The following is a 26,007-nucleotide window of genomic DNA, read 5'->3' on the forward strand; positions in this document are numbered from 1 at the left end:
CGGGCGCCACGGCCCAGGCGACGGCGGGCGCCCAGCCGTCGGCGGCGGCCGCCACGGCCAGCTCGACCGCGCGCATCGTGATCGCGTGCGCCCGGACGTGGTCCGGGTGCCCGTACCCGCCGCCCGGCTCGTAGGTCACGACCAGGTCCGGCCGCCGCTCCCGCAGCAGCCCGGCCAGCCGGCCGGCGGCGACGTCGAGCGGCACGGTGACGAGCGCCCGGGCGGGCACCTCCCCCGCGGCGCCGGCGCGCCCGGCCCCGACCCAGGCCATCCCCGAGTCCTCGTACCGCGCACCGGACCCGCCTCCCCCGGCACCCGGATCGCCCGCCGAGGTCGCAGAAGATGTCGCTTCGCGAGCCGCGAAGGCGACATCGTCTGCGACCTCGGCGAGGTCTGCCGGGAGCGGGAGGGTGTCGAGGAAGGCCTGGGTGGCGCCCAGGGCGGCCACCGCGGCCGCGAGCTCCCGCTCGCGGTGCCGCGCGAGCGCCGGGCCGTCGCCCTCCAGGGCCGCCAGCGGGGCGCCGATGACCTCGCCGCGCTCGCCGCGGGTGCAGGTCACGACCGTCGCCGGGAGCCCGGCCGCCGCCCAGGTGGCGAGCAGCGCACCGGTCGACAGCGTCTCGTCGTCCGGGTGCGCGTGCACCGCGAGCACGCCACCCGTGCGGGTCGGCGTGCTCGCGGTCGTGCGCATGCGGGTCGTCAGGAGCGCTTGGTACGGGCCACGGCCCTGGCGCGCTCCGTCTGGTCCAGGATCACCTTGCGGATGCGGACGACCTCGGGGGTCACCTCGACGCACTCGTCCTCGCGGGCGAACTCCAGCGACTCCTCGAGGGTCAGGTGCCGCGGCGGCACCAGGTTCTCGAAGTTGTCGGCCGTGGAGGAGCGCATGTTGGTGAGCTTCTTCTCCTTGGTGATGTTCACGTCCATGTCCTCGGCGCGCGAGTTCTCGCCGACGATCATGCCCTCGTAGACCTCCTGCGTGGGGTCGACGAAGAACGACCCGCGCTCCTGCAGGTTGATCATCGCGAACGGCGTGACGGCACCGGCGCGGTCGGCGACCAGCGACCCCGCGACGCGGGTCTCGATGGGGCCGGCCCACGGCTCGTAGCCCTCGGCGATCGACGAGGCGATGCCGGTGCCGCGGGTGTCGGTGAGGAACCGCGTGCGGAAGCCGATGAGGCCACGCGACGGGACCAGGAACTCCATGCGGACCCAGCCGGTGCCGTGGTTCGACATGGTCTCCATGCGGCCCTTGCGCTGGGCGAGCAGCTGCGTGACGGCGCCCAGGTACTCCTCGGGCACGTCGATCGTCATGCGCTCGACCGGCTCGTGGACCTTGCCGTCGATGGTCTTGGTGACCACCTGCGGCTTGCCGACGGTCAGCTCGAAGCCCTCGCGGCGCATCTGCTCGACCAGGATCGCCAGCGCCAGCTCGCCGCGGCCCTGCACCTCCCACGCGTCCGGGCGGTCGGTCGGGACGACGCGGAGCGACACGTTGCCGACGAGCTCGGAGTCGAGGCGGTCCTTCACCTGGCGCGCGGTGACCTTGTGGCCCTTGCCGCCCTTGCCGGCGAGCGGCGAGGTGTTGATGCCGATGGTCATCGAGATCGCCGGGTCGTCGACCGTGATCAGCGGCAGCGGCCGCGGGTCGTCGGGGTCGGTCAGCGTCTCGCCGATGGTGATGTCCGCGATGCCCGCGACCGCCACGATGTCGCCGGGGCCCGCCTTGTCGGTCGGGACGCGGTCGAGGGCCTTGGTCTCGAGCAGCTCGGTGATGCGGACGTTCTGCATCGTGCCGTCGTGCCGGGCCCAGGCCACGGTCTGGCCCTTGACCAGCTCGCCGTTGAAGATGCGCAGCAGCGCGAGGCGGCCGAGGAACGGCGACGCGTCGAGGTTGGTGACGTGCGCCTGCAGCGGCGCGCCCTCCTCGTACGTGGGGGCCGGGATCTTCTCGAGGATCGTCGCGAACAGCGGCTCGAGCGTCTCGGAGTCCGGCAGGCCGCCGTCGGCGGGCTGGGTCAGCGAGGCGCGGCCGGCCTTGGCGGCGGCGTACACGACGGGGACGTCGAGGATCGCGTCGAGGTCCAGGTCCTCGACCTCGTCGTGCAGGTCCGAGGCCAGCCCGAGCAGCAGGTCGGTCGCCTCGGCGACGACCTCGGAGATGCGGGAGTCCGGGCGGTCGACCTTGTTGACGACCAGGATCACCGGGAGCTTCGCGGCCAGCGCCTTGCGCAGCACGAACCGGGTCTGCGGCAGCGGGCCCTCGGACGCGTCGACCAGGAGCACGACGCCGTCGACCATCGACAGGCCACGCTCGACCTCGCCGCCGAAGTCGGCGTGGCCCGGGGTGTCGATCACGTTGATCGTGATGCCGTCGGGCTGACCCGCCGCGGCCGCCGCGGGGCCGGCGTACCGGACCGCGGTGTTCTTGGCGAGGATCGTGATGCCCTTCTCGCGCTCGAGGTCGCCCGAGTCCATCGCCCGCTCGTCCACGTGGGCGTGCGCTCCGAAGGCGCCGGACTGGTGGAGCATCGCGTCGACCAGCGTGGTCTTGCCGTGGTCGACGTGCGCGACGATCGCGACGTTGCGCAGGTCGCCGCGCACGCGCGTGCCCGTGGGCGAGGTGGGCACAGTCATGTCAGGACTCGTTTCCGCGAGGAAGTGGGGAGATGAGGGGCGCGACGACGTCGAGCGCCGATCAAGTGTACGCGCACGCGCGCCCCGGCACGAGGAGGGGTCGTGCCGGGGCGCGCAGGGAGCGGCAGCGGGTGCGGGTCAGACCGACCCGTCGCCGCCGCCGCGGGGGCGGAGGTTGCCGTCGTAGCGGCCCGCGTTGGTGATCTGCTCGTCCTCGAACGCCTGCACGCGCTGGCCGTCGGCCACCGCGGCCTCGGCCGCGCTGGTGCCGGCCGGCGCCGCCGCGGCGAGCAGCCGATCCCGCTCCTCGCGGCGCAGCTTCTGCTCGGCCGGGTTCGGCACGGGCACCGCGGCGAGCAGGCGCTTGGTGTAGTCCTGCTGCGGCGCGCGGAGGATCTGCTCGCGCGGACCGACCTCGACCAGGTCGCCCTTGCTCATCACGGCGATCCGGTTGGACAGGATCTCGACGACCGCGAGGTCGTGGCTGATGAACAGGCACGCGAACCCGTACTCGCGCTGCAGCTCCTGGAACAGCTCCAGCACCCGCGCCTGCACCGACACGTCCAGGGCGGACGTCGGCTCGTCGGCGATGAGCAGCTTGGGCGACAGGGCCAGGGCGCGGGCGATGCCGACGCGCTGGCGCTGGCCGCCGGACAGCTCGTGGGGGTAGCGGTTCCGCATCGCGCGGGGCAGGTGCACCCGGTCGAGCAGGGACTCCACCCGGCGGTCGAGGTCGGCGCCCGAGGCGATCTTGTGCAGCTTGAGCGGCTCGCCGATCGACTCGCCGATCGGCAGGCGCGGGTTCAGCGAGGAGCCCGGGTCCTGGAACACGATCGAGACGTCCTGGCGCACGGCGCGCAGGTCCTTCGGCTTGATGCCCGCGAGCTCGACGCCGTTGACGGTGAGCGAGCCGCCGGCCACCGGGAGCAGGCCGACCGCGGCGCGGCCGACGGTGGTCTTGCCGGAGCCGGACTCGCCGACCAGGCCGACGACCTCGCCCTTGCCGATGGTCAGGTCGATGCCGTTGATCGCCCGGAACGCGGGCACGCGGCCGCGGCCGGGGTACTCGATGACCAGGCCCTTGGCCTCCAGCGAGTAGCCGGTCTGCGCGGCGTCCAGGACGCCGGGCCGCGGCAGCGGCTGGCCGAGCGGCCGCTCCGAGACGTGCAGCGCGGCGGTGCCCTCGGCGTCGGCGACGGGGTGGTCGCCGTTCAGGCCGGACGCGGCGAACGTCTCCGAGCCGAGGTGCGGCACGGCGTCCAGGAGCTGGCGGGTGTACTCGTGCTGCGGGCGGTTGAACACCTCGTCCGCGGAGCCCGACTCGACCACGCGGCCGTTCTTCATCACCATGACGCGGTCGGACAGGTCCGCGACCACGCCCATGTCGTGGGTGATGAGGATGATGCCCGCGTCGACGCGGTGCCGCAGGTCGCGCATGAGCTTGAGGATCTCGGCCTGGACCGTCACGTCGAGGGCGGTCGTCGGCTCGTCGGCGATGAGCAGCTTGGGCTCGCAGGCGAGGGCCTGGGCGATCATCGCGCGCTGGCGCTGCCCGCCGGAGAGCTGGTGCGGGTACTTGTCGACCGCCTCCTCCGGGTTGGGCAGGTCGACCATGCGCAGCAGCTCGACCGCGCGGGCGCGGGCCTGCTTCGGCGTCATGTCGAAGTGCACGCGGAGCGTCTCGACGATCTGGAACCCGACGGTGTACACCGGGTTCAGCGCCGTCATCGGCTCCTGGAAGATGACCGAGACGTCCTTGCCGCGGACCTTGCTCAGCTGCTTGTGGTTGAGGCCCAGCAGCTCGCGGCCCGCCAGCTTGGCGGAGCCCTCGGAGCGGCCGTTCGGGGGCAGCAGGCCGATCAGCGACATCGACGACTGCGTCTTGCCGGAGCCGGACTCGCCGACGATCGCGAGGACCTCGCCCGGCCGGACGTCGTAGGACACGTCCTCGGCCGCCGGGAACCACTCGCCGTCGACGAAGAACTCGACGCGCAGGTCGCGGACCTCGAGGATCGGCGCCTTGGCGTCGGCCGCGGGTGCCCCCGGGCTGGTGGCGTAGTCAGTGGTCACGGTTCACGAGATCCTTCCGTGGGACGGCCCGGTGTGTGCGGGCCGCGCGACGTCGAGAGGGGCGGACGTCCGCTGGTCTGGGACGATGGCCGCATGGTCTCGGCGGACGTGGTGGAGTACAGACCGGCCTTCGGCCGGGTGCTGGCGGTGGTCGTGGCGGTCCTGGGCCTCGGCGGCCTGGTGACCGGGCTGGTGGCCGACGCGGGGCAGACGTGGCCCTACGTGGCACCGGTGGTGCTGGTGGTGCTCTGGGTGTGGGCCGCCTACTGGCGCCCCGCCGTGCTGGTCAGCCCCGCGGGCGTCGAGCTCCGGAACGTCACCCGGACGATCGAGCTGCCCTGGCCGACGATCCAGCGGGTCGACACCCGCTACGCGCTCACGCTGCACACCGCGTACGGCGACTACGCCGCGTGGGCCGCGCCCGCTCCCGGCCGGGCCCGCGTCGCGACCTCCGGCAAGGGGGACGTCGCGGACCTGCCCGGCTCGACCTACGGTCCCGGCGGCACCGTGCGCCCCGGCGACCTGGCGTCGAGCGCCTCCGGCCAGGCGGCCATCATCGTGCGCCGCCGCTGGGAGGAGCTGCGCGACGCGGGCGTCCTGGACGACCCGCGCCTCGAGCGCGCCACCCCGCGGGTGCGCTGGCACGCCGGCACGCTGGCCGCGATCGCGGTGCTGATCGCGGCCAGCGTGCTGACCGTGGCGCTCTGACACGTCAGGCTCGCGCCGCGGCCCGGGCCTGCGAGCGGGCCTTGCGGGCGTCCGCCTTCGCCAGGGCCCGCTTGGTCGGGATGCGCCGCTGCCGCGGGTCGAAGGCGTCGCGCAGGCCGTCACCGATGAAGTTCACGCACAGCGCGATCGTCACGATGAACAGGCCGGGCCACCAGAACAGCCAGGGCCGCGTCGCGAACGCGGTCTGGTACTCGTTGATGAGCTGGCCCAGCGACACCTCGGGGCTGCTGATGCCGAAGCCCAGGTAGGACAGCGCGGTCTCCAGCAGGATCGCGGAGGCCATGAGCAGCGTCGCGTTGACGATGATCACGCCGACCGCGTTCGGCAGGATGTGCTTGAACATGATCCGCGCGTTCGACGCGCCGGCCACGCGGGCCGCGTCGACGAACTCCCGCTCGCGCAGGGTGAGGAACTGCCCGCGCACGAGACGCGCCATGTTCGTCCAGGACACCAGCGACAGGGCGATGGCCAGCGACCACGGGTTCGCGCCGCCGACCAGCACGCCGAGGATGGCGCCGATCATGATGACCGGGATCGTGATGATCATGTCGGTGAACCGCATGAGCAGGTCGTCCAGGCGGCCGCGGAAGAAGCCCGCCAGCGCGCCGATCAGGACGCCGATCGTGGTCGACAGCAGGCCGATCACGAACATGACGGTGAGCGACTGCTGCGTGCCGCGCATGACGAGCGCGAAGCCGTCGTGCCCGATGTTGTCCTGGCCGAACGGGTGCTCGCCGAAGTGGAAGCCGCCGTCGAAGCCCATCGTCGGGGCGCCGCCCGCGTTGACGATGTCGCTGGTCTCCCGGTAGCCGTACTTCCACCAGCCGGGGATCGGGCCCCAGCCGATGGAGGTGGTCACCAGGACGACCACCGCGACCAGCACGACGGCCGAGATCATCGCGCCGCGGTGCCGCAGGAACCGCCGCAGGACGATGCGGCCCTGCGAGAGGCCCTCGACCTCCTTGAGCTCGATGGCGTTCTCGGTGTTCTCGACCGCGTCCTTCGGGTCGGTGATGCCCTCGTGGGGCTCGAGGGGAGGCGTGATGCTCATGAGTTCACCCGGATCCGGGGGTCGAGCGCCGCGTAGACGAAGTCGACCACGATGTTGGCGAGGACGAGGAGGGTGCCGGTCACGAGGAAGTACCCCATGATCGGGTCCGCGTCCTTGGCGCCCAGGGACTTGATGAACAGCGCGCCCATGCCGCTCCACGCGAAGATGCGCTCGGTGATGATCGCGCCGCCGAACAGCGCCGCGATGTCCAGCGGCACCACGGTGGCGAGCGGGATGAGCGCGTTGCGGAACGCGTGCCGCGTGGTCACGACCCGCTCCGAGAGGCCCTTGGCCCGCGCGGTGCGGATGTAGTCCTGGTTCATCACCTCGAGCAGGCTCGCCCGGGAGTACCGGGTGTAGCTCGCGAACGAGATGAGGATCAGCGCGATCGTCGGCAGCACCAGGTGCGTGAACTTGTCGAGCGACTCCACCCAGAAGTCGCCGGACAGCCCGGGCGTCTGCGAGCCGATCGTGGCGATCGGCCGGCCGTTGATCACGGACGCGTTCGAGTACGTGTACCAGACGGCCATGACGCGGTCGACGAAGATCAGCACGCCCACGCCGACGGCCGTGACGGCCGCGGCGCGCATCGAGACCGCCCGGTCGTACCCGCCGAACAGGTACCCGACCACCAGGCCGACCACGACCGACGCGACCGCCAGCCCGATGATCAGCAGCCAGGTCGCGTTCACGAACGCGAACTGCAGCGGGTAGTACAGCGCGGCGCCGATCGCGACCGTGGTCAGCGAGGCGTACAGCGCCCGGCGGTTGTCCAGGCCCGCGCTGAGCGCGACGACGCCGAACGCGATGCCGACGCCGAGGGCGAGCACGCCCACCAGGCCCAGGCTCGGGTTCAGCAGCCAGTCGGAGTTCGAGATGAACAGCAGCGCGCCGGCGGTGGCGACGACCGCCGCGCCGAACGACACCCAGCGGGTGCGGGTGCTGCCGCCGATGATCGACGACCAGAGCACGCCCGAGATCACGGACAGCAGGGCGATCCACAGCGGCGGGACCGTCGGGTCCGCGAGGAAGTCGTTGAAGCCGATGGCGCCCCAGAGCTTGAGGAGCACCGCGACCCAGAACGACGGCAGCGAGTACAGGACGAACGACAGGAACGTCACGCTGTAGTCGAACCGCGTGTACTGGCGCAGGGCCGACACGATGCCGACCAGGACGCCCAGGCCGATGGCGAGCAGCGTCGACGCGGCGACGAGCTGCACGGTGCTCGGGATCGCGGAGCCCAGCAGGGCGGTGACCGGCTGGCCGGAGACCCAGCTGGAGCCGAGGTCACCGGTGAACAGCGCGCCCAGCCACTTGAAGTAGCGCAGGACGGGCGGCGTGTCCAGGTCGAGCGCCATGGTGCGGGCCGCGATCAGCGCCTCCTTGTTCGGCGCCGTGCTGGTCCGCAGGTCCTCGAGGGGATCCAGGGAGTACGCCAGGAGCATGTAGACGATGAACGTCGCTCCGAGCAGCACGATCGCCGACGACACGAGGCGTCGACCGAGGAAGGTCAGGGTGGGCGCTGCGTTCCGGAACCAGGAACGTCGCGCCGTGACCGGTGCGTCGGGCGCGGAGCGCGCGCCGGAGGCACGGGTCGTCACAGAGGTGGCCATGGGGTCCTTGCCTCACGGGAAGGGGGGTACTCGCAAAGCGCAAGTGTAGGCACTCCGGATAGGGGTGCTGCGCCCGGGCCGGGGTCGGCCGTGGGTACCCGTACGGCTGTGGTACTGGAAGGGGCACGGCAACGGGGGTACCGCGGTGGCCGCGGTACCCCCGTGCCGGCGTCGCTCCTCGGGGAGGAGCGTCAGGTCAGTGCGTCACTCGGTCTCGGTCGCCGTCGGCGCCTCGATGGAGTCGTCCGCGCTGATCTCCCAGTCCCAGTAGTTCCAGAAGATCGTCGGCGAGAGCGCGATGGTCGAGACGCCCTCGAGGACGTCGCGGTGCGCGACCACGCCGGGGAACTGGAAGATGTTGACGCCGAAGGCGTCCTGGTTGAGCTTCTGCTCGATCTGCGTGGCGAGCTCGGTCTCCTTGTCGGAGTCCGTGTTCGTCGCGACCTCGGCCCACAGGGCGTCGACCTCGGGGTTCGAGTAGCCGCCGTAGTTGTTCTGGCCGCCGGTCACGTAGTTCGCCTCGGCGTTCAGGATGAACGTGTTGGTGGACTGCCAGCCGAACAGCGACGCGTCGTACGTGCCGGTGCCCAGGATCGTGCCCCAGTTGTCGTCGCCGTTGTCGATGACGTTGAAGCCGGCCTGCGAGGCGGACGCCGAGATGAGCTGGAACTCGTTGGCGCGACGCACGTTCGACTTGCCGTACAGGAAGCGGACGTCGACCGGGGTGGTCACGCCGGCCTCGGCGAGGAGCGCCTTGGCGCCCTCGATGTCCACGTCGGCCCACGCGTCGGAGCCGTTGTTGGCGACGACCTCGTCGTAGCTCGGGGCACCCGGCACGATCAGGAAGGAGTCACGCGTGGTGGCGTCCTCCTGCAGCGGCTGGATGAGCTTCTCGATGATCTCCTGGCGCGGGATCGTCTTGAGGAACGCCTCGCGGACCTTGCGGGCCTTCTCGGCGTCGCCGCCGTAGGTCGCCGGGTCGAACGGGCCGCCGTTGTCGAACGTCAGGTCGACGTGCTCGTAGGTGCCCTCGGGCGCCGAGCTGTAGGAGACGCCGTCGATGCCGTCGAGCGTCGCGAGGACGTCCACGGAGGACTGCGGGGCGATGAGGTCGACCTCACCGTTCTGCAGCGCGGTCACCGAGGCCAGCGGGTCCTCGGTGTAGCGGACCGTGATCGAGTCGACCTTCGGCTCCGGGCCCCAGTTGTAGTCCTCGTTGCGGGTCAGCGTGAGGTACTGGTTCTCGACGTAGTCGGAGATGACGTACGGGCCGTACGAGAGGTACAGGTCCGGGTCGTCCGGCAGCGAGGTGAAGTTGAACGCGTTCGTCCAGGTGTCCGCGATCTTCGCGAGCGCCGCGGCGTCGTTGTTCTCGAACGCGTCCTCGACGGCCTTCTTGGCCTCGGCCGGGTCGTCGATGCCGAGCGCCAGCTTGCCGACCACGTGGGCGGCGACCGGGCTGGGCTGGTTCATCGACACCTCCCAGTCGGAGCGCGGGGTGTCGTAGACGTACGTGACCGAGCGGCCGTCGTCGCCGATCTCCGGGAACTCGGAGATGGCGGTCATGGCCGGCGAGGAGGAGTCGAAGTAGACCTGGCCGTCGCCGACGATGGCGTTGCCCTCGTCGTCCGTCTCCACGTCGGAGGCCGCGACCGTGTCGAACTTGTCGTTCTGGGCGCCCCAGAACAGGATCATGTCCGCCGCGTCGACCGCGGTGCCGTCCGACCAGGTGACGCCCTCGTTGACCGTGTACTTGACGGTCAGCGGGTCCTCCGAGACGACCTCGTACGTGCCGAAGTCCTCGTTCTTCGCGAGGTTCAGGTCGCCGTCGTAGTAGTTGAAGAACGAGGTCGTCAGGTAGACGATGTTCGCGTTCGTCGTGGCGTTGCCGTTGGCCGTCAGGTTGTTGGTCGAGCGGAAGGGCTCGTTCCACCCGACGTTGACCGAGGTCGTCTCCTCGATCTCGCTCTGCTGCGCCGGGCTGGAGCACGCGGTGAGCACGAGGGCCCCCGCCGCCACCGCGGCCGCCGCGGCGCTGAATCGCCTGATCTTCAATGTTCCTCCTGTGAAGGTGGCGCCCACCCGTCCTCGCGCCGCGTGGGCCGACCGGAGGGGTCGTCCCGAGCGCGGCAGACGTGCGGTCCCGCCGTGGATGGGGCCACGCTAGTGACCCCACTCAGGACAAAACGGACACATCCCCCCGTCGGGGGCGATCGTTACCGGATCGATACTGAGCAGTAGTGTCCAGCATTCAAGACGGAACCTGCCGGAAACACAGCGGAAACATGCCAGTCAGGGCATCCGCGGCAGGTGGATGCCCTCGTCCGGGGCCGGCGGCTCAGCGCGGAGCCACGGCCCTGTGCTATGGGGCGGCCGCCGGGCACCCGCCCGCCGGCGCCGCGGCGCCCTCGTCCCGGGCGCCGGGTGCGACGAGCATCGCACGCGGCGTGGTGCGGGGCGCGGCGGGGCCACCCCGCCCCCGGCAGGACGGGGTGGCCCCGCGCCGCGCCGTCAGACCGCGACGGTCTCGACGTTGAGGACGTTCCCGTCCGGGTCGGCGAACCACACCGACCGCATCGGCCCGTCCGTCAGGACGCCGTCGGACCAGGAGCCCGACGGCAGCTCGAACGTCTGGAGCTCGACGCCGCCGGAGCGCAGCGCGGCGACCTCGGCGTCGAAGGCCTCGCCGGGGACCTGGAACGTCACGGCGGTCGCCCGGTTCGTGCCGGCGTAGGCGGACGGATACACCAGCATCCCGCCCTGCTTCGTCGCGTAGACGACGCCCATGCCCTCGGAGTCGTCGAGCCCCGGCACCTCCATCCGCCGGAAGCCGAGGGTCTCCTCGTAGAAACGGCGAGCACGGCCCAGGTCCCGCACGGCGAGGCAGGGCATCGCGGAGTGGTCGGACAGCATGGTCGCCTCCAGCGCGGGCCCGCCGACGGTCGGCCGGCCGGCGCCCGCAGCGTACGGCGGGGCGCTCGCAGCGGGGTCGCGGCAGGGTGCCGCGCGGCGTCAGGCCGGCGCCGAGCCCGCCCGGGCGCGGCGCCGGTAGGCGCGCGCCTTCATCACGTCGCCGCACTCGTCCATCGAGCACCACCGGCCCGACCGGTTGCGGGACCCGTCGTGGTAGACCCACTGGCAGTCGGGGTTCGCGCACGCCTTGAGCCGCGCCCACTCCCCCGACGCCACCGCCCGGTGCAGCGCGGCGAGCACGCCCGCGACCAGCGCCCCGTCCCCTCCGGTCCCGGGCGCCGGCACGAGCGCGAGCCCGCCGTCGGCCGCCCCCGCCGGCGCCACCACGAGCGGGTACCGCGCCGCGACCTCCCCCAGCGCCGCCGCGTCGCCGCCGAGGTAGCCGCGGAGCGCGTCGCGGGCCTCGACGAGCGGCGCCGGGCCGGAGCCACGGAGCCGGTCGACGCCGTGGAACCGGTCGTCCGTGTTGAGCAGCGCGCGGAGCCCCTCGGTCGCGTCGGGCGCGACGCCGGGCTCCACGCCGCGGGCCACCCAGGCGTCGAGCGGGTCGGTCCCGGGGCTCTTGACGACGGACATGGCCCTGAGGATAGTCGTCACCACCGTTCGGCGATAGCCGGTGACGTCCGCAGGGGCGACGTCACCGGCGCCGGACGCCGCGACCAGCCCCACCGAGCGAGAGCGAGCCGACGATGACGACGACCACGGACCGTCCGGGGTGCGACACCTCCGATATGCTGCACATCCACCTGCTGTTCCGCCGGGCGTTCGCCGACGCGCCCGGCCTCGTCCGCGGCGTGCGGGACGGCGACGTCGGCCGGATGCGGGTCGTCGCCGAGCACGTGCGGGAGGTCGCGACCGGGCTGCACCACCACCACGAGGGCGAGGACCAGCTGCTCTGGGACCGCCTCGAGCAGCGCTCCCCCGCCTGCGCCCTGCACGTCGGCCTGATGCGCGCGCAGCACGCGGGCGTCGCCGAGCTGCTGCGGGACCTGGACGCCGCGCTGCCGACCTGGGAGGACGGTGCGCCCGCCGCCGCTCGCGACGCCGTCGCCCGGGTGCTGGACGACGTGCACGCCCTGCTCGTCCTGCACCTCGGCCAGGAGGAGGAGCGCATCCTGCCGACCGCGGCGAGCGTGCTCAGCCAGCGCGAGTGGGACCAGCTGCACGAGCACGGGATGGCGTCGGTGCCGCGCAGCCGGCTGCTCATCCAGCTCGGCTGGATCCTGGACGCCGTGCCGGCCGCCGAGCGCGCGGGGTGGCTGCGCACCAACCTGCCGGCTCCGGCCCGGCTGCTCTGGCACGCCGTCGGGCGGCGGCGGTTCGCCGCGCACCGCGCGCGGCTCTACGGCGCGGCGTGACCGACTGAGCGGCCCGGGAGGTAACCCCACCCGGGTGAGGACGGCCCCGGCGCCCCTTCCTAGCGTGATCCTCGTCGCCGGCGACGGCGCGGAGAGGGGGCCACGATGTCCGCAGAGACCGCACCCACCACCGGTGAGCCCGTCGGGCGGCACCGCGCGGGCGACGCCCCGGAGCCACCGACCGCGGACGCCCCCGCGGCGCGCACGCCGGTGCCGGCCGCCCAGTGGATCTCGTGGGTCGCCCTCGCGATGATGACCACCAGCTCGGTGGCCAGCCTGCGCGCGGCGCCGACCATGGCGATCTACGGCCTCGCGGCGGTGTTCCTGTACGTCGTCCCGGCGATCGTGTTCCTGCTGCCGACCTCGCTCGTGTCCGCCGAGCTCGCGTCCGGCTGGAAGGGCGGCGTCTACAACTGGGTGTCCGAGGGCATCTCGAAGCCCGCCGGGTTCCTCGCGGTCTGGTGCCAGTTCGCGATGACGATCTTCTACTACCCGACGCTGCTCGGGTTCGTGGCCAGCACGCTCGCGTACGTCATCAACCCGGACCTGGCGACCAGCGGCGTGTGGACGGCCGCCGTCATCGTGGTCGTCTACTGGAGCGGCGTCTGGGTGTCGTCCCGCGGCACCAAGGCGATCGCGGGGCTCGCCTCCGGCGGCCTCATCATCGGGACGCTGATCCCCGGCGTGCTGCTCGTGACGCTCGGCGTCGTGTTCCTCGGGCAGGGCAACGCGTCGGCCGCGCCGATGGACGCCGAGCACCTGCTGCCCGCGTGGGCCGGCCTGTCCAGCCTCGTGCTGATCGTGAACAACTTCCTGTCCTACTCGGGCATGGAGATGAACGCGGTGCACGTCTCGTCGCTGCGGAACCCCGGGCGGGAGTTCCCGCGGTCGATGTTCCTGGCGATGGGGATGGTGCTGCTCATCTTCATCCTGCCGGCGCTCGCGATCTCCTGGTTCGTGCCGGCCGAGGAGCTGTCCCTCACCGCCGGGATCATGCAGGCGTTCGACGCCGTGTTCGCCCAGTTCGGCTGGCAGTGGCTCACCCCGATCATCGGGATCATGCTCGTCGCCGCCTCCGTCGGCGGGATGCTGACCTGGCTCGCCGGGCCGTCGAAGGGCCTGCTGCTGATCTCCCGGCAGGAGGGCTACCTGCCGCCGTTCCTGCAGCGGCTCAACAAGAACGGCGTGCAGCAGAACATCCTGGTCGCCCAGGGCGCCGTCACGACCGTCATCGCCCTCGGCTACGCGCTGATCCCCTCGGTGTCGAGCGCGTACTGGGTGTTCTCGGTGATCACCACGCAGGTCTACCTGATCATGTACCTGCTCATGTTCGTCGCCGCCGTGCGGCTGCGGCGCCTGCACGCCGACCACCCGCGCGGCTACCGCGCCCCGATCATCCGCACGCTGTGCGGCGTCGGCTTCGTCGCCTCCGCGGCCGCCCTGCTGGTCGGGTTCGTGCCCCCGTCCCAGCTCGGGACCGGGAGCCCGTGGCTGTACGTCCTGGTCGTCGGCGGCGGCGCCCTCGGCCTCGGCCTGCTCGTCCCGTTCCTGTTCTACCGGTTCCGCAAGCCCGCGTGGCGGCTCGCGGAGCAGCAGCCGGAGGTGAGCGCGTCATGACCGTGCCCGTCGAGACGTCGACCCGCCGCGAGCGCGGCTGGGTCTACGGCGTGAGCATCGCGGTGCTCGCCGTGCTGGTGCTCGTGGCCCTGCTGTCGTTCCGCTCCTCCCGGCAGGAGGCCGAGGCGCAGGACAAGGCCCAGGAGCTGGTCGACGCGATGGCCGCGTCCGGCGCCGCCCGGCTGCCGTCCGCCGACCGGGTCGCCGCGGTGCTCGGCACCGACGGCGGCGTGGTCTGCGCCGACCCGGCGTCGGCCCTCGGGAAGGCGGCGATCTTCCGCGGCCTGACGAACGGGGCCACCGGCCCCGGGAGCCGGCCGACGCTCTCCGCGGACCGCGCCGTGCGCGCCGAGCTGCTGATCGTCGAGGTCTACTGCCCGGAGCACCTGGCCGACCTGCAGGCGATCGTCGACGACCTGCGGCTCTCGGACACCGGGTCCTGAGGCACCGGGCGCCGGCCGCCGGACCCGTCAGGATCGGAGAAGCACCGGACCGACCGGGGCTCCTACGGTGGGCGCACGCACCGCACCCCGCCGACCAGGAGGCACCGAGCATGGCCGAGACCCGCGAGTCCACCGCGAACTTCACCGCCGAGGAGCGCGCCGCGATGCAGGAGCGCGCCGCCGAGGTCCGCACCGCCCGGAAGCGGGGCAAGGCCGCCGGCGACCCGGAGGCCGAGCTGCTCGCGAAGATCGCCGAGCTGCCGGACGAGGACCGGGCGATGGCCGAGCGGATCCACGCGATCGTCCGCGAGGTCGCGCCCGGCCTCACCCCGCGCACCTGGTACGGGATGCCCGCCTACGGCGCCACGAAGGCCGTGCTGTTCTTCCAGCCCGCGTCGAAGTTCAAGGCCCGGTACGCGACGCTCGGGTTCAACGACGACGCGCGGCTCGACGACGGCGGGATGTGGCCCACGGCCTACGCGCTGACCCGGGTCGGCGAGGCCGAGGAGGCGGCGATCCGGGAGCTCGTGCGGCGGGCCGCCGGTGAGGGGTGAGGGTGGTCCGAGGCCGCCGCTCACGGCCGCCCGACGCTCCCTCTGCCGGGCCCGCTACGTTCCCTCCGGCAGCCTCGCGACGCCACCTCGCGCAGGGATGCAGCGCGCCCGACCGGCCGGTCACCGCTCCCCCGGCACGGGCGGCCGCCAGCCGCCGTCCCCGCGCACCGCTCGCGCGATCCGCTGGCTGATCTCCCGCAGCTGCCGCGCCTGCGCCGCCGTCAGCCGGTCGAGCACCAGCCGGTGCACCGTCGCCACGTGTCCCGGTGTCGCCGCGGCCACGGCCGCCCGCCCCGCGCCGGTCAGCACCGCGAGGGTGTACCGCCCGTCCGCGGGGTCCGGTTCGCGCCGCAGCCACCCGCGCCCCTCCAGCCGGGCCGCCGCGCGGGACAGCCGGGACAGGGTGCTGTTCGCGTAGTCCGCGAGCACGCTCATCCGCAGGGTGCCGTCGTCCGCCCGGCTCAGCGCGTAGAGCACCCCGTACTCGAAGTGCGTGATCCCGGCGTCCCGCTGCAGCTGCGCGTCGAGGGCGGGCGGCAGCCACTCGAGCACGGTCGCCAGCGCGGACCAGGTCGCGAGGTCGTCCCCGGTGAGCTCGGCGGGGGTGCGGGCGTCCGTCATGCCGGCAGCCTAGCGGGCATGACTTGCCCAGGAAAGCGATAGGTGCGTAGCGTGACTTGCCTGAGCAAGTGATCGTCGCACCGTGCGGCGGCACGGGGAGGGACACCATGGATCTGCAGCTCGCCGGGACGAGAGCCTTCGTGAGCGGGTCGACGCAGGGCATCGGGCACGCGATCGCGGCGGCGCTGCTGGCCGAGGGCGCCGAGGTCGTGGTCAACGGGCGGACCGAGGACCGGGTGCAGGACGCCGTCGCCCGGCTGCGGGACGCCGTCCCGGGGGCGGCGGTCTCGGGGATCGCGGCCGACGTCGCGGACCCCGCGCAGGTCGAGCACCTCCTCGACCGGCTCGGCGACGTCGACGTGCTCGTGAACAACGCGGGGGTGTTCGAGGTCGCGCCGTTCGAGTCGAGCACCGACGCCGACTGGCAGCGCTACCTGGACGTCAACCTGCTGAGCGGCGTCCGGCTCACCCGCCGGCTGCTCGGCCCCATGCTCGCCCGCGGGCACGGCCGGGTGCTGTTCGTGAGCAGCGAGTCCGGGGTCGACGTCCCGGGCGACATGGTGCCGTACGGGGTGACCAAGGCCGGGGCGCTCGCGCTGGCCAACGGGCTGGCGAAGCTCACCCGCGGCACCGGGGTCACGGTGAACACGATCCTCGGCGGGCCGACCTGGTCCGACGGGGTGGCGCACGCGGTGGCGGGGATCGCGGACGCGCAGGGCGTGCCCGCCGGGGACCTGAAGGGCGCGCTCGCCACGGCCCGGACCACGTCGCTGCTGCAGCGGTTCATCGAGCCCGAGGAGATCGCGCGGCTCGCGGTGTACCTCGCGAGCCCGCTGTCGTCGGCCACGAACGGGGCAGCGGTGCGGGCCGACGGGGGCGTGCTGACGACGCTGCTGTGACGGGGCGTGGGGCGCGGCGGCCGTCCGACGGCGGGTGTCAGGCCCGGACGGACGCCGTGATCGTGAACTTCGGGTTCCGCGCCACCTGCCGGGTCGGGCCGACCGCCGCCTGCAGCGCGGGCCGGTAGCCCAGCCCCGAGTTCCACACGCACCACAGCTCGCCGCCCGGGCGCAGCACCCGGGCCGCCTCGGCGAACAGCCCGCGCGCGACGCCGTCGTGCACCGCGGCGCCCACGTGGAACGGCGGGTTGAGCAGGACGAGGTCGGCGCTCGCGTCGGGGATCCCGGCCGTGCCCCGGGCACGCTGCACACGCACCCGGTCGGCGAGGCCGTTCGCCTCGACGGTCCCCCGGGCCGAGGCGACCGCGGCCGCGGACTCGTCGGTCGCGACCACCTCGACGCCCGGGCGGGCGGCGGCCAGCGCGGACGCCAGCACCCCGGTGCCGCAGCCGAGGTCCACCGCCGCGCGCGCGCCGGGGACCGCGTCGGCCAGGTGCTCGACCAGGAACCGGGTGCCGATGTCCACGCGGGCGCCCGCGAACGCCGCCCCGTGCGCGCGGACGGTCAGGCCGAGGTCGTCGTGCCGCGCGGTGGCCGGCCAGGCGGGCGCGTCCCCGGCGCGGCGCGGGGCGGCCGCGTGCAGCACGCGGGCCTTCTGCCGCCCGCGGCTGGCGCGCACGTCCTGGAAGTGCCGTGCCAGCACCTCGTTCATCGTGCGGGACATGTGCTTCTCGCGACCGCCGGCGACCACGACGACCGCCGGGTCCGCGTGCCGCGCGACGAGCCCGGCGACCTCGCCGAGGGCGTCGAGCGAGCGCGGCAGCAGGAGCAGCACGACCCGCGCGCCGGCCACCAGCTCCGGGCCGAGGTCGGGCAGCGACCGGAACGCGTCGGCGCCGCCCAGCCGGGCCGCGTTCTCCGCCAGCGCGAGCTCGCCGGTCAGCCGGTCGGTGTGCGCGCGGACCCCGGTCAGACCGAACCGCGCGACCGCGCCGAGGGTCACCGCCCCGTACCGGTCCCCGATCACGACCACCGTGCCGGGCGCGGCACCGTCGAGCAGCGGCGCCGCCTCGTCCAGGACCAGCCGGTCGGCGGCGTCGACCGCGACCAGGTCCGGCGCGGGGGTCTCGGGGTCGCAGCGCAGCGCGCCGAGCAGGTGTTCGGTACCGGGGGCGCCGTCGGCCGTCATGCCACCCGGATCGGGTCGATCGCGGCGATCTGCTCGCCGACCCGGTCCTCCGCGACGTCGAGGTCGTACCGCGCCTGGAGGTTGAGCCAGAACTGCGCCGAGGTGCCGAAGAACCTGCCCAGCCGGAGCGCGGTGTCGGCCGAGACGCCGCGCTTGCCGTGGACGATCTCGTTGATCCGCCGCGGCGGGACGCCGATCGACACGGCCAGCCGGTGCTGGGTGATGCGGAAGCCGTCGAGGAAGTCCTCCTGCAGGACCTCGCCCGGGTGGATCGGGGCGAGTCGCTCGTGCGCGTCAGTGGTAGTCAACGATCTCCACCTCCTCCGGGCCCGCGACGGTCCACCTGAAGCAGATCCGCCACTGGTCGTTGATCCTGATGCTGTGCTGGCCCGCGCGGTCGCCGTGAAGGCGCTCGAGCCTGTTCCCCGGCGGCACCCGAAGGTCCTCGAGAGTCTCCGCCGCACCGACCTGGCGCAGCTTGCGCAACGCCGAGCGCTCGATCCGGGGATCCAGCGCGGGCACGTGCTGACGTCGCCAGAGTCGCTCGGTCTCCTTGTTGGCGAACGACCGGATCACGCCCGCCACGATATAACGGGACGCGTCAATAACGCTAGACGTTAAACCGGAACTCCACCACGTCGCCGTCGGCCATCACGTAGTCCTTGCCCTCGATGCGCGCCTTGCCGGCGGCGCGGGCGGCGGCGACGGAGCCGGCCTCGACCAGGTCGTCGAACGAGATGACCTCGGCCTTGATGAAGCCCTTCTGGAAGTCGGTGTGGATCACGCCGGCCGCCTGCGGGGCGGTCCAGCCCTGCCGGATCGTCCAGGCGCGGGACTCCTTCGGGCCGGCCGTCAGGTAGGTCTGCAGGCCGAGCGTGTGGAACCCGACGCGGGCGAGCTGGTCGAGGCCCGCCTCCTCCTGGCCGTTCTCGGCGAGCATCTCCTTGGCCTCGTCGGGCTCGAGCTCGACGAGGTCGGACTCGAACTTCGCGTCGAGGAAGATCGCGTCGGCCGGCGCGACGTACGCGCGCAGCTCGTCCTGCATCGCGGTGTCGGCCAGGCCGGCGTCGTCCGTGTTGAACACGTAGATGAACGGCTTGGCGGTCATGAGCTGCAGCGAGGCGAGGTCGGCCAGGTCGAGCCCGGCGGCCTTCGCGCCCTGGAACAGCGTCTGCCCGGACTCCAGCACGGCCTGGGCGGCCTGCGCGGCGGCGAGCTCGGCGGGGTCCGCCTTCTTGATCCGGACCTCCTTCTCCAGGCGCGGGACGACCTTCTCGAGCGTCTGCAGGTCGGCGAGGACCAGCTCGGTGTTGATCGTCTCGATGTCGTCCTTCGGCGACACGCGGCCGTCGACGTGCACGACGTCGGGGTCCGCGAACGCGCGGGTGACCTGGCAGATGGCGTCGGCCTCGCGGATGTTCGCGAGGAACTTGTTGCCCAGGCCCTCGCCCTCGCTCGCGCCCTTGACGATGCCGGCGATGTCGACGAACGACACGGTGGCCGGGAGGATCCGCTCGCTGCCGAAGATCTGCGCGAGGGTGTCCAGGCGCGGGTCGGGCAGCGGCACGATGCCGACGTTGGGCTCGATCGTGGCGAACGGGTAGTTCGCCGCGAGGACCTGCGCGCGGGTCAGCGCGTTGAACAGGGTGCTCTTGCCGACGTTGGGCAGGCCGACGATGCCGATGGTGAGTGCCACGGGCGACCATCCTAGGGGGCGGGCGCTCCCGGTGGGCCCTCAGGCGAAGGAGCGGATGGTCTGCAGCAGCTCCGGCGCCCGCCGGTCGTACAGCCCGCCGCCGACCCGCACGCCCACGACCAGCGCGGCCGCGCCCACCCCGAGCCCCACGACCAGCGTGAGCACCTGGAGCAGCGCGTGCCCGGTGACGACGGCGGCGATGCCGAGCCCGACCGTCGGCGCGCAGACCGCCAGCAGCAGGAGCATGCCCAGCGACTGGGTGAGCATCACGGCGAACGACGAGCCCTGGGGCGTCGAGAACGGGTTGTCCCCCGGCTTCGGCACCGGGTAGACGACGCGGGCCGAGTAGATCGAGGACGCCCCGACGCCGACGGCCAGCACGCCGAGCGACATGCCGACGACCGGGAGCGTCGCGTCCCAGCGCCCGGCGACGCCCAGCACGAGCACGTCGGTCGCGAGCACGACCACGCCGCCGACCACCATCCCGGCGACCGCGCGGCCCGCCCGGTCGACGCGGCCGTCGACCGGCGCCGCGACGTGCGTCCAGAACGCGGTGTCGTCGTAGGAGATGTCCGCCGACAGGGACCAGCCCATGACGAACGCCACGACGACGCCGGCACCGAGCAGGATCCCGCCACCCCGCCCCGTGAACCACAGCAGCAGCACCATGACCGGGACGACGGCGACCGCCGCCGCGTACCGGGGGTCGCGGAGCCAGTACGTGAGGCTGCGTGCCGCCACGGCGCCCGTCGGCGTCGCGGGGAACCGGGCGAAGAAGCCGAGGCCCTGGCTGCGGGCGACGTGGCCCGCACCGCCGGGCGAGCGCACGAGCGCCGCGGACAGAGCCCGGTCCCAGACGCCGACCAGCACCGCGAGGGTCGCCCCCGTGACCGCGAGCTTGCCGAGGGCCGCGAGCCACGCGCCGGCCTGCACGTCCCCCGCGAGCGCCCACGGCGCCCCGAGCGGCGTCCAGCCGACGACGGCGCCGACCTCCGGCAGCGCGTCGGCGACCGCCTGCAGCCCGGCGGTCGCGCCGAGCAGGATCGGGCCGATCAGCATGAGCGGGACGATCGCGAGCACGGCGGCGACCTCCCGGAACCGCCGCCCGCCGACGAGCGGCGCGAGCATCGTGGTGATCGCGCGCGAGCCGACGACGCAGACCGCCACCCCGAGCGCCCCGCCGACCAGCCCGGCCGCGAGCGCCCCCGGCTCCCGCCACCACGCGAGGGCCGACGCGCCGCCGAGCACCAGGGTCGCGGCGCCGGGCACGCCGACCAGGCCGGCGAGGGTGAGGCCGGTCAGCAGGTGCCGGCGGCGGATCGCGAACAGCTGGAACCGCTCGGGGTCCAGGGTGCTGTCCACGCCGAACGCGACGAGCGGCAGCAACCACCAGCCCGCGACGAGCAGCGCGCCGCCCAGGACGACGACGGTGCGGGTGAGCTCCGGGTCGTCGTGCGCGCCGAGCGCCACCAGGCCGACCACCGCGAGCCCGAGCAGGAAGAGCGCGTACAGGACGGACAGCACCAGGGCGACGACCTTCCACACGCTGCGCCGCAGGCCGTTGCGCAGCAGGGTCAGCTTCAGTCGGACGAGGTGCGCAACCACGCGAGCGCCCCCTCCGTGCGCCGGCCGCCCACCAGCTCGACGAACCGGTCCTCCAGCGAGTCGTCCCCGCGCACCTCGTCGACCGTGCCCTGCGCGAGCACGTGGCCGCCGGAGATCACGGCGACGTGGTCGCACATCCGCTGCACCAGGTCCATCACGTGCGAGGACACCACGACGGTGCCGCCGCCGGCGGCGTAGGCCGCGAGGATGTCCCGGATGTTCGCCGCCGACACCGGGTCGACCGCCTCGAACGGCTCGTCCAGGACCAGGACCCGCGGCGCGTGCACGAGGGCGCAGGCCAGGCCGATCTTCTTGGTCATCCCCGCCGAGTAGTCGACGACCAGGGTGTCGGCGTCGGCGGTGAGGTCGAAGGTGCGCAGCAGGTCCGCGGTCCGGTCGCGCACGGTGTCCCGGTCCAGGCCGCGCAGCAGGCCCGCGTAGGTGACGAGCTGGGCCCCGGTGAGCCGGTCGAACAGCCGCATGCCGTCGGGGAGCACGCCGAGGCCGGCCTTGACCGCCGGCGGGTCCGCCCACAGGTCCTGCCCGCGCACCAGCACCCGCCCGAAGTCCGGGCGCAGCAGGCCGGTCGCCATGGAGAGCGTCGTCGTCTTGCCCGCGCCGTTGGGGCCGACCAGGCCGTAGAACGAGCCGGCCGGGACCTCCAGGTCGACGCCCGCCACGGCGATCTTCGTGCCGAACCTCTTCCACACCCCTTGGATGGACAAAGCGGACATCGGCTCCATCGATCCAGCATAGGGGCGGGCGTGTCGGTGGCGCCTGGCAATCTGCAGGTCATGGACACCGGACTCGTGCTCGCTCTCGCCGGGGCGCTCCTCGCGGGGCTCGCCCTCGGCTGGCTCCTGGCCGCCGGCCGCTCGGGGGCGCGGCTGCGCCGGGCCGAGGTGGAGGCCGCGCGCTGGCGCACCGCGGCGGAGCTCGGCGGCGGGACCGTCGACGCCGACCGGCAGGCCGAGCGGTTCCGGGCGCTCGCCGCCGACGCGCTGGCGCAGAGCAGCGAGCAGTTCCTCGCCCTCGCCCACCAGAGCCTCGCGGCACGGCACCAGGAGCAGACCGGCGACCTCGCGCAGCGCGAGCAGGCGGTCCGCTCGATGGTCGACCCCCTGGCCCGCACCCTCGACGCCGTCCGGGCCGAGCTGCGCACCGCCGAGCAGACCCGCGCGCAGCACGACGCCGCGCTGGGCGAGCAGGTGCGGCAGATGCGCGAGGAGGCCGGGCGGCTGCGGGAGCAGACCGCCCAGCTCGTGACGTCGCTGCGCGCGTCGCAGGTCCGCGGGCGGTGGGGCGAGGTGCAGCTGCGCCGGGTGGTCGAGGCCGCGGGGATGCTGCCGCACGTCGACTTCGCCGAGCAGGACCAGGTCCGCACCGACGACGGGCTGCTGCGGCCCGACATGGTGGTGCACCTGGCGGGCGGCAAGCGCGTGGTGGTCGACGCGAAGGTGCCGTTCCTCGGGTTCCTCGAGGCGGCCGAGGCCACCGACCCCGCCGAGCGCGAGCGCCGGCTCGCCGCGCACGCCCGGCACCTGCGCACGCACGTCGACCAGCTCGCGGCCAAGCGGTACTGGGACCAGTTCAGCCCGTCGCCGGAGTTCGTGGTCATGTTCGTCCCGGCGGAGGCGTTCCTGCACGCGGCGATCGACGTCGACCCCGCGATCGTGGAGCGCGCCTTCGAGAAGGACGTCGTCATCGCGACGCCGATGACGCTGCTCGCGCTGCTGCGGACGGTGGCCTACGCCTGGCGGCAGGACGCGCTCGCCAGCAACGCCCAGGCGGTGCTGGACCTGGGCAAGGAGCTGCACGGCCGGATCGCGACGCTCGGCGGGCACCTGTCGAAGGTCGGCCGGGCGATCGACTCGGCCGCGACCGCCTACAACCAGTCCGTCGCCTCCCTCGAGTCGCGGGTGCTGGTGAGCGCGCGGAAGTTCGCCGACCTGCGGGTCGTGGACGCCGGCCTGGAGACGCCGCCGTCGGTCGAGCGCCGGCTGTCCGTGGTGACGGCACCGGAGCTGGTCGCGTGGGAGACGCAGCAGGTGGTGGGGTTGGGGCCCGACGCGCCGGCCGCGCCCGGGACGGGGCGGCGCGCCGCCGACGCGTTGGGAGCGCTGGACGACGCGGTGCTCGGGGACGTGCGGCCCCCGGAGGCCGGGCCGGGCGGGGTCTGAGGCCGGTCCGGCCGGGCCAGGTCTGAGGCCGGTCCGGCCGGGCCAGGTCTGAGGCCGGTCCGGCCGGGCCAGGTCTGAGGCCGGTCCGGCCGGGCCAGGTCTGAGGCCGGTCCAGGCGGGCCAGGTCTGAGGCCGGTCCAGGCGGGCCGTGGCTCAGACGGGGCGAACGGCCAGGTCCGGGCGGTCGCCGCGCCGCGGGCGCGGGTCGTCGCCGCCGGCCGCGCGCAGGTCGGCGCGGAGCTCCCGGGGCAGCGAGAACATCAGGTCCTCGGTCGCGGTCCGCACCTCCTCGACGTCGCCGAACCCGTGCGCCGCCAGCACGTCCAGCACGTCCCGCACGAGGATCTCCGGCACCGACGCCCCCGAGGTCACCCCGACGGTCCGGGCGCCGTCGAGCCACGCCGGGTCGACCTGCGCGGCGGTGTCCACCCGGTACGACGCCCGTGCCCCCGCCTCGCGGGCGACCTCGACCAGCCGCACCGAGTTCGACGAGTTCGCGGACCCGACGGTGATCACCACGTCGCACTCCGGCGCGAGCTTCTTGACCGCCACCTGCCGGTTCTGGGTGGCGTAGCAGATGTCGTCGCTCGGCGGGTCCTGCAGCAGCGGGAACCGCTCGCGCAGCCGGCGGACCGTCTCCATCGTCTCGTCCACCGACAGCGTGGTCTGCGAGATCCACACCACCCGGCTCTCGTCCCGCACCACGACGTCGGCCACGGCGTCCGGGGAGTCGACCACCTGGACGTGCGCGGGCGCCTCCCCCTGGGTGCCCTCGACCTCCTCGTGACCGGTGTGCCCGATCAGCAGGATGTCGAGGTCCGCCGCGGCGAACCGCACGGCCTCCCGGTGCACCTTGGTCACCAGCGGGCAGGTGGCGTCGATCGTGCGGAGCGACCGGGCCTCCGCCGCCGCGCGCACCGCCGGGGACACGCCGTGCGCCGAGAACACCACGCGGGCGCCCTCGGGGACCTCGTCGGTCTCGTCGACGAACACCGCGCCGCGGGCCGCGAGGGTGTCGACGACGTGCCGGTTGTGCACGATCTCCTTGCGGACGTACACGGGTGCGCCGTAGTGCTCGAGGGCCTGCTCGACGGCGACGACCGCGCGGTCGACCCCGGCGCAGTAGCCGCGCGGGGCGGCCAGCAGCACGCGCCGGCCCGCGGGGGCCGGGCCGTGCTCGGTGCCGACGGTCACGCGCCCATCGTAGGCGGCCCGCCGGGCACGCCGCTGGGCGCCGAGATCGGTGCCTCCGCCCGAGATCGGTCGTCCTGGGCACCGATCTCGGCGCGAAGCACCGATCTCGGCACGCTGGTGCCGGGCGGGCGGCTCCTGTCGGGGCCGCGTGGCAGGGTGGGCCCGTGCAGCAGCCGTCCTCCCCCACGACCCCCCGCCCGGAGTCCCCGGGCGTCCCGGGCCCCGGCGCCCCCGCCGAGCTGCCCGCGCGCGCGAACGAGACGACCGCCGAGCGCCCCTGGCCGGTGCGGCTGCTCTCGGTGAAGATCGCCGACTACGTCGCGAAGATGTCGCCGCTGTGGGTCGAGGGCCAGGTGGTCCAGCTCAACCGCCGGCCGGGCGCGAACATCGCGTTCCTGACGCTGCGGGACACGGACACGGACATGTCGCTGCCGGTGTCGATGCCCGCGGGCGTGCTGTCGGGCGCGGCGACGCCGCTCGCCGAGGGCGCGCACGTCGTCGTGCACGCCCGCCCGACGTTCTGGACGAAGCGCGGCACGCTGCAGCTGAACGCGGACGAGGTCCGCGCGGTCGGCGTCGGCGAGCTGCTCGCCCGGATCGAGCACCTCAAGCGGGTGCTCGCCGCCGAGGGCCTGTTCGACCCGGAGCGCCGGGTGCCGCTGCCGTTCCTGCCCGCGGTGGTGGGCCTGGTGTGCGGGCGGGAGTCCAAGGCGGAGCACGACGTCGTGGTCAACGCCCGCGCGCGCTGGCCCCAGGTGGAGTTCGTCGTCCGCGAGGTCGCGGTGCAGGGCGTCGGTGCGGTGCCGCAGGTCAGCCGGGCGATCGCCGAGCTGGACGCGGACCCGCGGGTCGAGGTGATCGTCGTCGCGCGCGGCGGCGGCTCGGTCGAGGACCTGCTGCCGTTCAGCAACGAGGCGATGGTGCGCGCCGCCGCGGCCTGCCGCACCCCGCTGGTGTCCGCGATCGGCCACGAGACGGACACCCCGCTGCTCGACCTGGTCGCCGACTACCGCGCGTCGACCCCGACCGACGCGGCGAAGCGCATCGTGCCGGACGTCGGCGAGGAGCGCGCCCGGGTCACCCAGGCCCGCGCGCGCATCCGCTCGGCCGTCGAGCACCGGGTGGCCCGCGAGGCCGCCGGGCTGGAGCAGGTGCGCAGCCGCCCGGTGCTCGCCCGGCCGCACACGATGGTCGACACCCGGGAGGCCGAGGTGCTGCGCGCCCGGGACCACGCCCGCCGCAGCCTGGACCACGCGCTGGCGGGCGCGGTCACCTCCACCCGGGCGCTGGCCGCGCAGGTCCGGGCGCTGTCCCCGGCCGCGACGCTGGACCGCGGGTACGCCGTGGTGCAGACCTCCGACGGCCGGGTGGTCCGCGAGGCGACCGAGGTCGCGGCGAAGGACTCGCTGCGCATCCGGGTGTCCCGCGGGGAGCTCATGGCCACGGTGCTGGCGGTCGCTCCCGGGCGCAGGCGCCCCGCGGCGGCGGACGCCGAGGACGCCTGACCGCGTCCGCGGTCCGCCACCCCGCGCACCGACGGGACCGGCGCGGCGCCGGACCGCGCGTGCGGCCTGGCAG

24 protein-coding genes are annotated in these 26,007 nt (G+C 73.8%); 8 read left to right on the forward strand and 16 right to left on the reverse strand.

The window, feature by feature from the left end:
• The 3 genes from FA014_RS03370 to FA014_RS03380 all read right to left on the reverse strand — a co-directional run.
• The coding region (locus FA014_RS03370) for a PIG-L family deacetylase (protein WP_195969144.1) at positions 1-691 on the reverse strand (691 nt) is incomplete at its 3' end.
• Between the two features lie 8 nt (positions 692-699).
• Positions 700-2,637, reverse strand: coding sequence for a translational GTPase TypA (gene typA, locus FA014_RS03375; RefSeq protein ID WP_154728298.1), 1,938 nt, complete (start codon positions 2,635-2,637; stop codon positions 700-702).
• A gap of 138 nt (positions 2,638-2,775) precedes the next feature.
• A complete protein-coding gene (locus FA014_RS03380) occupies positions 2,776-4,707 on the reverse strand; it encodes an ABC transporter ATP-binding protein (RefSeq protein ID WP_154728299.1) in 1,932 nt (643 codons plus the stop codon).
• Positions 4,708-4,800: 93 nt separating this feature from the next.
• Between FA014_RS03380 and FA014_RS03385 the strand changes: the two genes are divergently transcribed.
• Positions 4,801-5,415, forward strand: coding sequence for a PH domain-containing protein (locus tag FA014_RS03385; RefSeq protein ID WP_154728300.1), 615 nt, complete (start codon positions 4,801-4,803; stop codon positions 5,413-5,415).
• A 4-nt stretch (positions 5,416-5,419) separates the two neighbouring features.
• Here the strand turns inward: FA014_RS03385 and FA014_RS03390 are convergent, their stop codons facing one another.
• From FA014_RS03390 to FA014_RS20565, 5 genes are all read right to left on the reverse strand, one after another.
• Positions 5,420-6,487: an ABC transporter permease gene (locus FA014_RS03390; protein ID WP_154728301.1), complete on the reverse strand. Its 1,068-nt coding sequence runs from the start codon at positions 6,485-6,487 to the stop codon at positions 5,420-5,422.
• The gene (locus tag FA014_RS03395) at positions 6,484-8,100 is read right to left on the reverse strand and encodes an ABC transporter permease (protein WP_154728302.1); all 1,617 of its coding nucleotides are present in this window, start codon (positions 8,098-8,100) and stop codon (positions 6,484-6,486) included. The genes FA014_RS03390 and FA014_RS03395 overlap by 4 nt, the downstream gene beginning before the upstream one ends.
• A gap of 204 nt (positions 8,101-8,304) precedes the next feature.
• Positions 8,305-10,155, reverse strand: coding sequence for an ABC transporter family substrate-binding protein (locus FA014_RS03400; RefSeq protein ID WP_154728303.1), 1,851 nt, complete (start codon positions 10,153-10,155; stop codon positions 8,305-8,307).
• A 456-nt stretch (positions 10,156-10,611) separates the two neighbouring features.
• Positions 10,612-11,013: a VOC family protein gene (locus FA014_RS03405; RefSeq protein ID WP_154728304.1), complete on the reverse strand. Its 402-nt coding sequence runs from the start codon at positions 11,011-11,013 to the stop codon at positions 10,612-10,614.
• A gap of 99 nt (positions 11,014-11,112) precedes the next feature.
• Positions 11,113-11,649: a CGNR zinc finger domain-containing protein gene (locus FA014_RS20565; RefSeq protein ID WP_230322832.1), complete on the reverse strand. Its 537-nt coding sequence runs from the start codon at positions 11,647-11,649 to the stop codon at positions 11,113-11,115.
• Positions 11,650-11,804: 155 nt separating this feature from the next.
• Here FA014_RS20565 and FA014_RS03415 point away from each other — a divergent pair, with 155 nt between their 5' ends.
• From FA014_RS03415 to FA014_RS03430, 4 genes are all read left to right on the forward strand, one after another.
• Entirely contained in the window at positions 11,805-12,431 is a 627-nt protein-coding gene (locus FA014_RS03415) for a hemerythrin domain-containing protein (RefSeq protein ID WP_230322833.1), read from the forward strand.
• A gap of 105 nt (positions 12,432-12,536) precedes the next feature.
• The gene (locus FA014_RS03420) at positions 12,537-14,048 is read left to right on the forward strand and encodes an APC family permease (protein WP_154728306.1); all 1,512 of its coding nucleotides are present in this window, start codon (positions 12,537-12,539) and stop codon (positions 14,046-14,048) included.
• The gene (locus tag FA014_RS03425) at positions 14,045-14,491 is read left to right on the forward strand and encodes a hypothetical protein (protein WP_154728307.1); all 447 of its coding nucleotides are present in this window, start codon (positions 14,045-14,047) and stop codon (positions 14,489-14,491) included. The genes FA014_RS03420 and FA014_RS03425 overlap by 4 nt, the downstream gene beginning before the upstream one ends.
• A gap of 110 nt (positions 14,492-14,601) precedes the next feature.
• The gene (locus FA014_RS03430; protein WP_154728308.1) at positions 14,602-15,045 is read left to right on the forward strand and encodes an iron chaperone; all 444 of its coding nucleotides are present in this window, start codon (positions 14,602-14,604) and stop codon (positions 15,043-15,045) included.
• 120 nt (positions 15,046-15,165) lie between these two features.
• Here the strand turns inward: FA014_RS03430 and FA014_RS03435 are convergent, their stop codons facing one another.
• Positions 15,166-15,666, reverse strand: coding sequence for a MarR family winged helix-turn-helix transcriptional regulator (locus tag FA014_RS03435; protein ID WP_154728309.1), 501 nt, complete (start codon positions 15,664-15,666; stop codon positions 15,166-15,168).
• A 140-nt stretch (positions 15,667-15,806) separates the two neighbouring features.
• Between FA014_RS03435 and FA014_RS03440 the strand changes: the two genes are divergently transcribed.
• Positions 15,807-16,565 (forward strand): SDR family NAD(P)-dependent oxidoreductase, encoded by a 759-nt coding sequence (locus tag FA014_RS03440; protein WP_230322834.1) that lies wholly within the window; start codon positions 15,807-15,809, stop codon positions 16,563-16,565.
• Between the two features lie 37 nt (positions 16,566-16,602).
• Here the strand turns inward: FA014_RS03440 and FA014_RS03445 are convergent, their stop codons facing one another.
• From FA014_RS03445 to FA014_RS03470, 6 genes are read right to left on the reverse strand one after another with little or no spacing between them, the layout of a single operon-like run.
• The gene (locus FA014_RS03445) at positions 16,603-17,754 is read right to left on the reverse strand and encodes a class I SAM-dependent methyltransferase (protein ID WP_154728311.1); all 1,152 of its coding nucleotides are present in this window, start codon (positions 17,752-17,754) and stop codon (positions 16,603-16,605) included.
• Entirely contained in the window at positions 17,751-18,062 is a 312-nt protein-coding gene (locus tag FA014_RS03450; RefSeq protein ID WP_154728312.1) for a HigA family addiction module antitoxin, read from the reverse strand. Before FA014_RS03450 ends, FA014_RS03445 begins: the two co-directional genes overlap by 4 nt.
• Positions 18,049-18,330, reverse strand: coding sequence for a type II toxin-antitoxin system RelE/ParE family toxin (locus FA014_RS03455; protein WP_154728313.1), 282 nt, complete (start codon positions 18,328-18,330; stop codon positions 18,049-18,051). Before FA014_RS03455 ends, FA014_RS03450 begins: the two co-directional genes overlap by 14 nt.
• 34 nt (positions 18,331-18,364) lie before the next feature.
• Complete coding sequence (gene ychF / locus FA014_RS03460) at positions 18,365-19,450, reverse strand: redox-regulated ATPase YchF (RefSeq protein ID WP_154728314.1); 1,086 nt, start codon at positions 19,448-19,450, stop codon at positions 18,365-18,367.
• 39 nt (positions 19,451-19,489) lie between these two features.
• A complete protein-coding gene (locus FA014_RS03465) occupies positions 19,490-21,055 on the reverse strand; it encodes a hypothetical protein (protein WP_154728315.1) in 1,566 nt (521 codons plus the stop codon).
• On the reverse strand, positions 21,031-21,798 hold the full coding sequence (locus FA014_RS03470) for an ABC transporter ATP-binding protein (RefSeq protein WP_154728316.1): 768 nt from the start codon (positions 21,796-21,798) through the stop codon (positions 21,031-21,033). Before FA014_RS03470 ends, FA014_RS03465 begins: the two co-directional genes overlap by 25 nt.
• A gap of 51 nt (positions 21,799-21,849) precedes the next feature.
• Between FA014_RS03470 and FA014_RS03475 the strand changes: the two genes are divergently transcribed.
• Entirely contained in the window at positions 21,850-23,235 is a 1,386-nt protein-coding gene (locus FA014_RS03475) for a DNA recombination protein RmuC (protein WP_154728317.1), read from the forward strand.
• A gap of 153 nt (positions 23,236-23,388) precedes the next feature.
• Here FA014_RS03475 and FA014_RS03480 read toward each other — a convergent pair whose 3' ends face one another.
• Positions 23,389-24,429, reverse strand: a complete 1,041-nt coding sequence (locus FA014_RS03480) for a 4-hydroxy-3-methylbut-2-enyl diphosphate reductase (RefSeq protein WP_154728318.1) — start codon at positions 24,427-24,429, stop codon at positions 23,389-23,391.
• Between the two features lie 164 nt (positions 24,430-24,593).
• On the opposite strand from FA014_RS03480, the gene xseA reads away from it, so the two are divergent.
• Positions 24,594-25,934, forward strand: a complete 1,341-nt coding sequence (gene xseA / locus FA014_RS03485) for an exodeoxyribonuclease VII large subunit (RefSeq protein WP_154728319.1) — start codon at positions 24,594-24,596, stop codon at positions 25,932-25,934.
• Positions 25,935-26,007 lie beyond the last annotated feature (73 nt).

Source organism: Cellulomonas hominis (assembly GCF_005239125.1).
GTDB classification, from domain to species: domain Bacteria; phylum Actinomycetota; class Actinomycetes; order Actinomycetales; family Cellulomonadaceae; genus Cellulomonas; species Cellulomonas hominis_A.